Annotated in this window: 2 protein-coding genes; both read left to right on the top strand. The window is 74.9% G+C overall.

Translation table 11 applies throughout. The annotated features are described in order from the left end of the window. A partial coding sequence (locus tag IF45_RS0130370; protein WP_030310789.1) for a type I polyketide synthase occupies positions 1 to 12,073 on the top strand: 12,073 nt, incomplete at its 5' end. Between the two features lie 37 nt (positions 12,074 to 12,110). Next, positions 12,111 to 13,862: type I polyketide synthase (locus tag IF45_RS0130365; RefSeq protein WP_030310787.1), on the top strand; the 1,752-nt coding region annotated here is incomplete at its 3' end.

The following is a 13,862-nucleotide window of genomic DNA, read 5'->3' as shown; positions in this document are numbered from 1 at the left end:
TGGTCTGGGGCGTGAGGTGGCGCGTCATCTGGTGTCGGCGCGTGGGGTGCGGCGTCTGTTGCTGGTGTCGCGGCGTGGTCCGGCGGCGGAGGGTGTGGATGCTTTCCGTGAGGAGTTGGCCGGGCTGGGTGCCCACGTGGACGTGGTGGCGTGTGATGTGGCGGACCGTGCTGCCGTGGCGGGGCTGTTGGCGTCGGTGCCGGTGGGGCATCCGTTGACGGCTGTGGTGCATACGGCGGGTGTGCTGGACGACGGTGTGGTGACGGGGTTGTCGCCTGAGCGGTTGTCGGGGGTGTTGCGTCCGAAGGTGGACGCTGCGTGGCACCTGCACGAGTTGACGCGGGACATGGGTCTCGCAGGGTTCGTGATGTTCTCGTCGGTGTCCGGTGTGATGGGCAGTGCGGGGCAGGGCAACTATGCCGCTGCCAATGTGTTCATGGACGCGTTGGCGCAGTACCGCCGGGCCGAGGGTCTGGCCGGGCTCTCCCTGGCCTGGGGTGCCTGGGAGCAGACCAGCGGCATGACCGGCACCCTCACCGACGCGGGCGTGCGGCGCATGTCGGCGTCGGCGGCCCCCGCCCTCACCGTCGAGCAGGGGCTTGCCCTCCTCGACGCCGCCGTCGTCTCCGACGAGCCGCACCTCGTCCCCCTCGGAGCCTCGGGCTCCACCCGGATGCCCGGGGAGGTGCCGCCGCTGCTGCGCAACCTGGTCCGCGGCACCCGGCGCGCCGCCGCGACCGCCGTCGGCGGCGCGGGTACCGCCGACGAACTCACCCGGCGCCTCCTCGACCTGCGCGAGGACGAGCGGCTCCGCTTCGCCGTGAACCTGATCCGGGCCGAGGCCGCCTCGGTCCTCGGCCACTCCTCCGCCCAGGCCATCGACGCCGAACGCGACTTCCACGACCTGGGCTTCGACTCCCTCACCGCCGTCGAACTGCGCAACCGCCTCACCGGCGCCACCGGCCTGCGGCTGCCCGCCACCCTCGTCTTCGACCACCCCACGCCCGGCGTGCTGGCGGAGCACCTGATCGCCGCCCTGCTCGACGAGCAGCGCGCCACCGGCGCCACCGCCCCGACGCCCGTCGCCGCGGCCCTCGCCGAGGACCCCGTCGTCATCGTCGGCATGGCCTGCCGGATGCCCGGCGGAGTCAGCTCTCCCGAGGAGCTGTGGCAGCTCGTCCTCGACGGCCAGGAGGGCATCTCCGCCTTCCCGACCGACCGGGGCTGGGACCTCGACACCCTCCAGCGCGGCGGCGAGAGCGGCCATGGCCGCAGCGCCACCTCCGAAGGCGGATTCCTCTACGACGTCGCCGACTTCGACGCCGGCTTCTTCGGCATCTCTCCGCGCGAGGCGCTGGCGATGGACCCCCAGCAGCGCCTGCTCCTGGAGACCACCTGGGAGGCGTTCGAGCGCGCCGGCATCACCCCCACGGAGGTGCGTGGCAGCCGTACCGGTGTCTTCGTCGGCACCAGTGGCCAGGACTACACCACCCTGGTCATGAACTCCCGTCAGGACGCCGAGGGCCACGCTCCCACCGGCCTTGCCACCAGTGTCATCTCCGGCCGGCTGTCGTACACCTTCGGCCTGGAGGGGCCGGCGGTCACCATTGACACCGCCTGCTCCTCCTCGCTCGTCGCCCTCCACTGGGCCGCGCACGCGCTGCGCTCCGGCGAAGCCGACCTGGCGCTCGCCGGCGGCGTCACCGTCATGTCCACCGCCATGGGGTACGCCGGCTTCACCCGGCAGGGCGGCCTGGCCACCGACGGCCGCTGCAAGGCGTTCGCGGACGCGGCGGACGGCACCGGCTGGTCCGAGGGCGTGGGCATGCTCGTCGTCGAGCGCCTCTCCGACGCCCGCCGCAACGGCCACCCGGTCCTCGCGGTACTGCGCGGCTCCGCCGTCAACCAGGACGGTGCCTCCAACGGCCTGACCGCGCCCAACGGACCCTCGCAGCAGCGGGTCATCCGTCAGGCCCTCGCGAGCGCCGGGCTCTCGACCGACGAGGTCGACGCCGTGGAGGCACACGGCACCGGTACCACCCTGGGTGACCCGATCGAGGCCCAGGCGCTGCTGGCGACGTACGGGCAGGACCGGCCCGCGGACCGGCCGCTGCTGCTCGGCTCCATCAAGTCGAACATCGGCCACGCGCAGGCCGCCGCCGGTGTCGCCGGGGTCATCAAGACCGTCATGGCGATCCGGCACGGCGTCCTGCCCCGCTCGCTCCACATCGACCGGCCCTCCACGCACGTGGACTGGACCGAGGGCGACGTCCGCCTGCTGACCGAGACCACGGAGTGGCCCGAGACCGGCCGTCCACGCCGCGCCGCCGTCTCCTCCTTCGGGATCAGCGGCACCAACGCGCACACCATCATCGAGCAGGCCCCGGAGATCGTGGAGGCCGCGCCGGCCGCCGCGTCCGCCCCGGCTCCGGCGGCCGTGCCCTGGCCCGTCTCCGCGAAGTCCCCGGAGGCGCTCGACGCGCAGCTCGCCCGGATCGCCACCGTCACCGGCGCCACCCCGCTCGACATCGGCCACTCCCTGGCCACCGGCCGCGCCTCCTTCGAGTACCGCGCGGTCCTGCTGGCGGGCACCGGTGCCGAGGACGAGCCGGTGGAGGTGGCGCGGGGCCGTGCCGTGGAGCGCAGGCTCGCGGTGCTCTTCCCGGGCCAGGGTTCCCAGCGGGCCGGAATGGGCCGTGAACTGTACGAGCGTTACCCGGTGTTCGCGAAGGCACTCGACGAGATCACCGCCCTCCTCGACCCGGAGCTGGACCGTCCGCTGCGTGAGGTGCTCTTCGCGGAGGAGGGCTCCGAGACGGCCGCTCTCCTGGACACCACCGGCTACACCCAGCCCGCGCTCTTCGCCGTGGAGGTGGCCTTGCACCGCCTGCTGGAGTCGCAGGGCGTGTCGCCGGAGTACGTGGCCGGTCACTCCGTCGGCGAGATCGCCGCCGCGCACGTGGCCGGGGTCTTCTCCCTGGAGGACGCCTGCCGGCTGGTCGCCGCCCGCGCCCGCCTGATGCAGGAACTGCCCGCCGGCGGCGCCATGGCGGCCGTGCAGGCCACCGAGGCTGAGGTCGCCCCACGGCTGACCGAGGGACTCTCCCTCGCTGCGGTCAACGGCCCGGACTCCGTGGTCGTGTCCGGCCCGGAGAGCGAAGTGACCGCGCTGGCCGCCGAGTTTGTGGCCGAAGGACGCAAGACCCAGCGCCTGCCGGTCAGCCACGCCTTCCACTCCGCGCTCACGGAACCGATGCTCGACGCGTTCCGCGAGGTCGCCCGCTCCCTGGCGTACGCCGAACCGCGTCTCCCCGTCGTCTCCAACGTCACCGGCGCCCTCGCCGCGCCCGGTCAGCTCACCGATCCCGAGTACTGGGTGCGGCACGTCCGCGAGACCGTCCGCTTCGCCGACGGCGTCCGCGCCCTCGCCGAGCGGGGAGCCGACGCCTACCTGGAGGCCGGTCCCGGCGGCGTCCTCACCGCCCTCGCCCGGCAGACCCTGGGCACCGACTCCGAGGCCGTCACCGCGCCCGCGCTGCGCAAGGACCGGGCCGAGGAGCCCGCCCTGCTCACCGCGCTCGCCACGCTCCACGTCACCGGCGTCCCCGTCGACTGGGCCGCCTGCTTCGAGGGCACCGGCGCCCGCCGCGTCGACCTGCCCACCTACGCCTTCCAGCACGAGCGGTACTGGCCCGACACCCGGCACCCCAGTACGGGCGGCGGCTCCTCCGACCCGCTCGACGGCGCCTTCTGGACCGCCGTCGAGAGCGAGGACCTGACCCGTCTCGCCACCGACCTGGCCGTGGACACCGAGGCGCTCGGCGCGGTACTCCCGGCCCTCTCCACCTGGCGGCGCCGGCGCCGGGACCAGGCCATGGTCGACTCCAACCGCCACCACGAGACGTGGAAGCCGCTGTCGCTGCCGGCCGGCGCGCCCGCCCCGGCCGGAACCTGGCTGGCCGTCGTGCCCGCCGCGTACGGCGAGGACCCCTGGATCTCCGCCGTCCTCGACGCCGTCGGCACCGACGTCGTCCGCCTCACCGTGGACACCGTCGAGCGCCACGCGCTCGCCGACCGCCTGCGCGCCCTCTCCGCCGACGGCGCCGCCCTCGCCGGTGTGGTCTCCCTGCTGGCCCTCGCCGACACGCCGGAGGCAGCCGTCACCGGCGACCCGGCGGGAGTGCCCGCCGCCCCGACCGCCGTCCTGTTCCAGGCCCTGCTCGACGCCGGGGTCGACGCCCCCCTGTGGTGCCTGACCCGGGGAGCCGTCGCGGTGGCGGGTTCCGAGGCCGTCACCGCCCCCGCCCAGGCCGCCGTCTGGGGCCTGGGCCGGGTCGCCGCCCTCGAACACCCCGCCGTGTGGGGCGGGCTCGTCGACCTGCCCTCCGCGTGGGACGAACGCGCCGCCCGCCGCTTCGCCGCCGTCCTCGCCGGACACGACGGCGAGGACCAGGTGGCCGTCCGCTCCTCCGCCGCCTTCGCACGCCGGCTCGTCCCGGCACCGGCCGCGGAGCCCGGCGACGGCTGGCAGCCCCGCGGAACCGTCCTCGTCACCGGCGGTACCGGCGGACGCGGCGCCCACGTCGCGCGCTGGCTCGCCGGAGCCGGCGCCGCGCACCTGGTGCTCCTCGGCCGACGCGGTCCCGACGCCCCCGGCGCCGACGCGCTCCGCGCCGAACTGGAGGCGGCCGGTGCCCGCGTCACCCTCGTCGCCTGCGACGCCGCCGACCGGGACGCCCTCGCGGCCGTCCTCGACGGCATCCCCGCCGACACCCCGCTCTCCGCCGTCGTCCACGCCGCCGCAGTCGTCGACGACGGAGTCCTCGACGACCTGACCCCGGAACGGTTCGCCGCTCCGCACCACGCGCGGACCGCGCCCGCCCTCCACCTGGACGAGCTGACCCGCGGCCTGGACCTCGACGTCTTCGCCCTCTGCTCCTCCGTCGCCGGCACCGTCGGCACGGCGGGCCGGGCCAACCTCGCCGCCGCCACCGCCGTACTCGACGCCCTCGCCCGGAGCCGCCGGAGCGAGGGGCTGCCCGCCACCTCGATGGCCTGGGGCGCCTGGATCGGGGACGCCGACGAGGCCGGAGGGGACGACGCCCCCGCCGCCCCGAGGGCAGGAGCCGGGCACCCGGCGGTCCACCCGGATCTGGCCCTGGCCGCACTGCGGCAGGCCGTGACCCGGCCCGAGGCCGCACCCGTCCTGTTCGACCCGCGCCAGCCGCAGGTCCTGGACGGCCTGATCGGCATGCGCGGCAACGCGCTCCTGCGCGACCTGCCCGACGCCCGGCAGGCCCTCGCCGACGCCGAGACCACCCGCGACCGTGCCCGCACGGCCGCCTCCGGGCTCGCCGAGCGGCTGCGCGGCCTTCCCGCCGACGAGCGCACCGACAGCGTCACGGAACTGGTGCGCACCCACGCGGCAGCCGTCCTCGGTCACCCAGGACCGGAGGCCGTCGCCGCCGACCGGAACTTCCGCGACCTGGGCTTCGACTCGCTCACCGCCATCGAGCTGCCCAACCGGATCGCCCTCGCGACCGGCCTGCGCCTGCCCGCCACCACCGTCTACGACTACCCGACCGCCCAGGCCCTCGCCGAACACCTCCTCGCCGAACTGCTGGGCGAGCAGGACACCCCGGGCTCCGGCCGGGCCACCCCGGCGGCACTGGCCGAGGACCCGGTCGTCATCGTCGGCATGGCCTGCCGCCTGCCCGGCGGGGTCCGCTCCCCGCAGGACCTGTGGGCCATGGTCAGCGAGGGCCGCGACGGCATCGAGGCATTCCCCGAGGACCGAGGCTGGGACCTCGCCACGCTGACGACCGGCGGGGCCGACGGCCGGGGCCGCAGCGCCACCCTGCGCGGCGGATTCCTCTCCGGGGCGGCCGACTTCGACGCGGCCTTCTTCGGCATCTCCCCGCGTGAGGCGCTGGCGATGGACCCGCAGCAGCGCCTGCTCCTGGAGACCACCTGGGAGGCGTTCGAACGGTCCGGCATCGACGCCGACGAACTGCGCGGCAGCCGTACCGGTGTCTTCGTCGGCACCAACGGCCAGGACTACTCCACGCTCGTCATGAACTCCCGCGAGGACCTGGAGGGCCACGCCGGCACCGGCCTCGCCGCCAGCGTCGTCTCGGGCCGGCTGGCCTACACGTTCGGCCTGGAGGGGCCGGCGGTCACCGTCGACACCGCCTGCTCCTCCTCACTGGTCGCCCTCCACTGGGCGATGCAGGCGCTGCGCGCGGGTGAGTGCGACCTCGCCGTGGCGGGCGGCATCACCATGATGAGCACCCCGTCCGCCTTCTCCGGCTTCACCCTCCAGAACGGCCTGGCCGTCGACGGCCGCTGCAAGGCGTACGCGGACGCGGCGGACGGCACCGGCTGGTCGGAGGGGGTCGGCCTGATCGTCGTCGAGCGGCTCTCCGACGCCCGCCGCAACGGTCACGAGGTCCTCGCCGTCGTGCGCGGCTCGGCCATCAACCAGGACGGCGCCTCCAACGGCCTCACCGCCCCCAACGGCCCGTCCCAGCAGCGCGTCATCCGCCAGGCGCTGGCCGGCGGCGGACTGACCCCCTCCGACATCGACGCGGTCGAGGGCCACGGCACGGGCACCCCGCTGGGCGACCCGATCGAGGCCCAGGCCCTGCTGGCGACGTACGGGCAGGACCGGCCCGCGGACCGGCCACTGCTGCTCGGCTCCATCAAGTCGAACATCGGCCACACCCAGGCCGCCGCCGGCGTCGCCGGCATCATCAAGACCGTCATGGCGATGCGCCACGGCGTCCTGCCGCGCACCCTCCACGTCGACCGGCCCTCGACCCACGTCGACTGGGAGTCCGGGGCGATACGGCTGCTCACGGAGGAGTCGGCCTGGCCCGACAGCGGCCGGCCCTGGCGGGCGGGCATCTCGTCCTTCGGCATCAGCGGCACCAACGCGCACACCATCATCGAGCAGGCCCCGGCCCCGGCCCCGGAGCCCGCCGAGCCCGGTGCGGCCCTCCTGCCGGGGCCCACGCCCACCGTCGTCCCGTGGCCGGTGTCGGCCAAGTCCGAGGAGGCCCTCGACGGGCAGATCGCGGCCGTCACCGCGCTGGACGGCGCGGCCCCGCTCGACGTCGGCCACTCCCTGGCCACCGGCCGCGCCCGCTTCGACCACCGCGCCGTGCTCCTCGCGCGCCCCGGCACGACGCCGTGGGAGGCCGCCCGGGGCCGGGCCGCGGTGCGCTCGCTCGCCCTGCTCTTCTCCGGCCAGGGATCGCAGCGTGCCGGCATGGGCCGCGAACTGTACGACCGTTTCCCGGTCTTCGCCGAGGCACTGGACGCCGTCCTCGCCCGGCTGGACACCGGCCTGACCCCCTCGCTGCGGGAGGTGCTGTTCGCGGAGGAGGGCTCCGAGACGGCGGCTCTCCTGGACACGACCGGGTACACGCAGCCCGCGCTGTTCGCCGTCGAGGTCGCCCTGTACCGCCTCGTCGAGTCGTGGGGCGTGCGCCCCGGCCACGTCGCGGGCCACTCGGTCGGCGAGATCGCGGCGGCCCACGTGGCGGGAGTCTTCTCGCTGGAGGACGCCTGCCGGCTGGTCGCCGCCCGCGCCCGCCTGATGCAGGAACTGCCCGCGGGCGGGGCGATGGTGGCCGTGCGGGCGACCGAGGCCGAGGTCGTGCCCCGGCTCACCGAGGGCCTGTCCCTGGCGGCCGTGAACGGCCCCGACTCCGTGGTGATCGCCGGCACCGAGGACGAAGCCCTCGCCCTGGCGGAGGAGTTCGCGGCCGAGGGCCGCAAGACGCAGCGCCTGCCGGTCAGCCACGCCTTCCACTCCCCGCTCATGGAGCCGATGCTCGACGCGTTCCGGCAGGTGGCGGAGAGCCTGGAGTACGCGGAGCCGCGTATCCCGGTGGTCTCCGACGTCACCGGCGCCCTCGCCGAACCCGGACAGCTCACCCGGGCCGCGTACTGGGTCGAGCACGTCCGCGCCACCGTCCGCTTCGCCGACGGTGTCCGCGCCCTGGCCGGCGCCGGCGCCAACGCCTTCCTGGAGATCGGACCCGGCGGTGTCCTCACCGCCCTGGCCCAGAGCGTCCTCGAAGCCGACGACCGGGACGAGGCAGTCGTCCTCCCGGCCCTGCGCAAGGACCGCGACGAGGAGACCGCGCTGCTGACCGCGGTCGCCGGGCTCCACGTCAGCGGCGTCCGGGTGGACTGGTCCGCCTGGTTCACCGGCACCGGCGCCCGCCGCACCGAGCTGCCCACCTACGCCTTCCAGCGCGAGCGGTACTGGCCGCGCCCGGCCGCCCTCACCGGCGACATCAGCACGGCCGGCCTCATCTCCGCCGAACACCCCCTGCTCGGCGCGGCCGTCCCGCTCGCCGACTCCGAGGGCGTCCTGTTCACCAGCCAGATCTCCATGCAGGTCCACCCCTGGCTCCTCGACCACCGTGTCGGCGGCACCGTCATCATGCCGGGCACCGGCTACCTGGAGATGGCCATCCGCGCAGCCGACCAGGTCGGCTGCGCCCGCGTCGAGGAACTCGTCCTCGCCGCGCCGATGGTCCTCGACGAGAAGCACCCGGTCTCCGTCCAGGTCGTCGTCGGCGCTCCCGACGACACCGGCACCAGGTCGGTCACCTTCTACTCCCGTCCCTCCGACGCCGTCGACGCGCCGTGGTCCCGGCACGCCGACGGGTTCCTGGCCGTTCAGGAGCGCACCGACTCCTTCGAAGCCCCCGTCTGGCCCCCGGCGGACGCGGTCTCCGTGGAGTTCGACGGCGACTACAGCCGTACCGGGTACGGGCCGTCCTTCCAGGGCCTGCGCCAGGTGTGGCTCCGCGGTGAGGAGGCCTTCGTGGAGGTCGCCCTCCCCGAGGAGGTCGCCGGGGACGCCCAGTACTTCGGCATGCACCCCGCGCTCCTGGACGCCGTCCAGCACGCCAACGGCTACCTCGGGGTGGGCAGCGAGGAGAACCCGCTGCTGCCCTTCGCCTGGAACGGCGTCTCCCTGCACGCCAGGGGCGCCACCACGCTGCGGGTGCGGATCACCCGGCTCGGGGACGAGTCGGTCCGGCTGACCGCCGTCGACGCCGAAGGCGTCCCGGTGCTCTGCGCCGAGTCCCTGGTCCTGCGCGCCCCCACCGTGCCCAGCGCCCCGGTCGCCACCGGTGGCCAGGAGCCGGTCTTCCGCCTGGACTGGACGGCCGCACCCGCGGTCAAGCCCACCGAGGGCCTGACCGCGGCGACCCTCGGCGAGGACGTCTTCGGCGTGGGCACCACCCTGGCCTCCCTCACCGAGCTGACCGGCCCCGACGCCGACCCGTCCGCAGCACCCGACTTCGTCCTCGTCCCGCTCGCCGGTGCCGGTGACGCGGCGGGGGCCGGGGACCCGGACGCCCCCGGCGCCGATGTGCCGGCGGCCGTCCACGCGCTGACCACGCGGACGCTCGACCTGCTCCAGCAGTGGCAGGCCGCCGAGCGGCTCGGCCACTCCCGTCTGGTCTTCGTCACCACGGGAGCGGTCGCCGCGCACGACACCGAGACCGTCCGCGACCTCGCGGCCGGTGCCGCCTGGGGCCTGGTGCGCTCCGCCCAGTCCGAGAACCCGGACCGCTTCGTCCTGCTGGACCTCGACGGAGCGGACGCCCCGGACACCCTGCGCGCGCTCCTGCCCGACCTGCCGGGGCTGCTGGGCAGCGGCGACGCCCAGTTCGCCGTCCGCGAGGGCACCGCGCTGGTCGGCCGGCTCGAACGGCTCACCACGGCACCCGGCCTCCTCGCCCCCACCGGCACCCCGTGGCGCCTGGACACCACCGGCAAGGGCAGCCTGGACAACCTGGTCCTCGCCCCGTGCCCGGAGGTCCTCCAGCCCCTCGGCGCCCACGAGGTCCGCATCGACGTCGAGGCGGCCGGTCTCAACTTCCGCGACGTGCTGAACGCGCTCGGCATGTACCCGGGCGAGTCCGGCCCCATGGGCACCGAGGCCGCCGGCGTGGTCACCGCCGTCGGCGAGGCCGTCACCGGCCTCGCCCCCGGCGACCGCGTCCTCGGCACCGTGCCCGGCGGATTCGGCCCCGTCGTCGTCGCCGACCAGCACTACGTCACCCAGGTCCCCGAAGGCTGGACCATGCGGGACGCGGCCTCGGTGCCGCTGGTCTTCCTCACCGCCCTGTACGCCTTCCGTGACCTGGCCTCGGTTCAGGCGGGGGAGCGGGTGCTGATCCACGCCGGTGCGGGTGGTGTCGGTATGGCGGCGATCCAGCTCGCGCGGCACGTGGGCGCCGAGGTCTTCGCCACGGCGAGCGAGCCCAAGTGGGAGACGCTGCGGGGTCTGGGGCTCGACGACGCTCACATCGCGTCCTCGCGTGACCTGGGTTTCGAGGAGAAGTTCCGGGAGGTGACCGGTGGCGCGGGCATGGACGTGGTCCTGAATGCGCTGGCGGGTGACTTTGTGGACGCGTCGTTGCGGATCACGGCTCCCGGTGGCCGGTTCCTGGAGATGGGCAAGACCGACATCCGCGACCCACAGACCACGGGCGAGGTCCGCTACCAGGCCTTCGACCTCGGCGAGGCCGGACCGGAGCGGAACAAGGCCCTCCTCGGCGAACTCCTCGACCTCTTCGCCGAGGGCGCGCTGCGGCCGCTCCCGGTGCGCACCTGGGACGTCCGGCGGGCCCGCGAGGCGTTCCGCTTCATGAGCCAGGCCAAGCACACCGGCAAGATCGTGCTGACCATGCCGCCCCGCTGGAACCCCGAGGGGACCGTCCTCATCACCGGCGGCACCGGCGCGCTCGGCGGCCACCTCGCCCGCCGCTTCGCCCGGGCCGGCATGCGCCACCTGCTGCTGACCAGCCGGCGCGGCGCGGACGCCCCCGGCGCCGCCGAACTCGCCGCCGAGCTGCGGGAACTGGGCGCCGAGGTCACCGTCGCCGCCTGCGACACCGCCGACCGCGAGGCCACGGCCGCGCTCCTCGACGCGGTCCCGGCCGCACACCCGCTCACCGCCGTCGTGCACACCGCGGGCATCCTCGACGACGGGGTGATCGCCTCCCTCACGCCCGAACGCCTCGCCGCCGTCCTGCGGCCCAAGGTGGACGCCGCCTGGCACCTGCACGAGCTGACCCGCGACCTCGACCTCGCCGCCTTCCTGCCCTTCTCGTCCGTCGCGGGCGTCATGGGCAGCCCCGGCCAGGGCAACTACGCCGCGGCCAACTCCTTCCTGGACGCCCTCACCCGGCACCGGCGCCACCTCGGCCTGGCCGGCACCTCGCTGGCCTGGGGCCCCTGGGCCCACGACGGCGGCATGACCAGCACCCTGTCCGACACGGACATGCGCCGCATGCAGTCCGGCGGACTCCCGCCGCTCGCCGTCGACCAGGGTCTGGAACTGTTCGACATCGCCCGGGGCTCGGACGAGTCCTTCCTCGTCCTGGTCGGTCTCGCCGCCGGAGCGATGAGGGGCGCGGCGCCGGAGGACCTGCCCCCGCTGTTCCGCTCCATGGTCCGCAGCGGCCGCCGTACCGCCGCCTCCACGGACGCGGCCGGCGCTTCCGCCGCGCTCGGCGCCAAGCTCGCCGGGCTCGGTGCCGCCGAGCGCGTCCGGTACGTCACCGACCTGGTCCGCGAACAGGCCGCCCGGGTCCTGGGCCACGCCTCACCGAAGTCCGTCGACGTCAGCCAGGAGTTCCGCGAGCTGGGCGTCGACTCGCTGACGGCGCTGGAACTCCGTAACCACCTGGCGACCGCGACCGGGCTGCGGCTGCCCGCCACGCTGGTCTTCGACTACCCGACCCCCACCGCGCTCGCCGAACACTTCGTCGCCGAGCTGGCCGGTGACGACGCCGTCCCGCAGGGACCGTCGCTCCTCGCCGAACTCGACCGCTTCGAGACGCTGCTGTCGGCCGGGGACCCGGACGAGATCACCCGCGCGGGCCTCGCCCTGCGACTGGGCCAGATGCTCGACCAGGTGCGCGGCAACGCCCCCGAGCAGGCCGGTTCCTCCGTCGACGACGACTTCGAGTCGGCCAGCACCGACGAGGTCTTCGCCTTCATCGACAACGAGCTCGGCCGCCTGGGCGACCTCTGAGACGAGCTTGATCCACCACAGGAAGGTTCCCCACGTCATGCCCGATGACAAGAAGCTCGTCGACTACCTCAAGTGGGTCACGGCCGATCTGCACAAGACCCGTCGGCGGCTGGAGGAGGCGGAGGCCCACCGCCGCGAACCCATCGCGGTCGTCGGCATGGCCTGCCGGCTGCCCGGAGGCGTCGCGACCCCCGAGGAGTACTGGCGGCTCCTGGAGGAGGGCCGTGACGGTATCGCGCCCTTCCCCGCCGACCGGGGCTGGGACCTCGACGCCCTGAACGGCGAAGGCGCCGGCAGCAGCGCGGCGGGCGAGGGCGGCTTCGTCGACGCCGCCGCCTTCGACGCGGGCTTCTTCGGGATCTCGCCCCGCGAGGCGGTCGCCATGGACCCGCAGCAGCGAATCCTGCTGGAGACCACCTGGGAGGCGGTGGAGAGGGCGGGCATCGACCCGGTCTCCCTGCGCGGCAGCCGCACCGGCGTCTACGTCGGCACGGCCGGCGTCGACTACGTCGGCGTCGTCATGAACTCCCGGGAGGACGCCGAGGGCCACGCCACCACCGGCCTCACCGCCAGCGTGGTCTCCGGCCGCCTGTCGTACGCCTTCGACCTCGCCGGGCCCGCCGTCACCGTCGACACCGCCTGCTCCGCCTCGCTGGTCGCCATCCACCTGGCGGCCCAGGCCCTGCGCAACGGCGAGTGCGGCCTCGCCCTGGCGGGCGGCGTCACCGTGATGTCCACCCCGATGGGCTTCTCGGGCTTCACCCGCCAGGGTGGCATCTCCACCAGCGGCCGCTGCAAGGCGTTCGCCGACTCCGCCGACGGGACCGGCTGGGCCGAGGGCGCCGGCGTCCTCGTCCTGGAACGGCTCTCCGACGCCCGCCGCAACGGCCACCAGGTACTGGCCGTGGTGCGCGGCTCGGCCGTCAACCAGGACGGTGCCTCCAACGGCCTGACCGCCCCCAACGGCCCGTCCCAGCAGCGCGTCATCCGCCAGGCCCTGGCGGGCGCCGGACTCTCCGCCGCCGACGTGGACGCCGTGGAGGCACACGGGACGGGCACCCCGCTGGGCGACCCGATCGAGGCGCAGGCGCTGCTGGCGACGTACGGGCAGGACCGGCCCGAGGACCGGCCGTTGCTGCTCGGCTCGGTGAAGTCGAACATCGGGCACTCCCAGGCCGCCGCCGGTGTCGCGGGCGTCATCAAGACCGTACTCGCCATCCAGCACGGCGTCCTTCCCCGCTCCCTCCACATCGACGAGGCCTCCAGCCACGTCGACTGGGGCGCGGGCAACGTCCGCCTGCTCACCGAGAACACCGCCTGGCCCGAGACCGGCCGCCCCCGCCGTGCCGGGGTCTCCTCCTTCGGCATCAGCGGCACCAACGCCCACGTCGTGATCGAGCAGGCGCCCGAGCCCGAGGAGCCCGCGACGCCCGAGGACGGGACGCCCACCGCCAGGCCCACCCTCGTCCCCTGGCCGGTGTCCGCGAAGACCCGCGAGGCGCTCGACGCGCAGCTCGCCCGCGTCACCTCGGTCACCGGCGCCGCGCCGCTCGACATCGGTCACTCGCTGGCCACCGGACGCTCCACCTTCGAACACCGTGCGGTGCTCCTCGCGGGCCCCGAGGGCGAACCGGCCGAGGCCGCGCGGGGACGGGCCACCGAGCGCACACTCGCTCTCCTCTTCTCGGGTCAGGGTTCGCAGCGTGCGGGGATGGGCCGGGAGTTGTACGAGCGTTTCCCGGTGTTCGCGGAGGCGCTGGACGCGGTGGTGGCCCGTCTGGACACGGGG

The sequence above is a fragment of the Streptomyces albidoflavus genome, assembly GCF_000719955.1.
GTDB classification, from domain to species: Bacteria; Actinomycetota; Actinomycetes; order Streptomycetales; family Streptomycetaceae; genus Streptomyces; species Streptomyces albidoflavus.
This window is presented reverse-complemented; position numbering and strand designations above follow the sequence as displayed.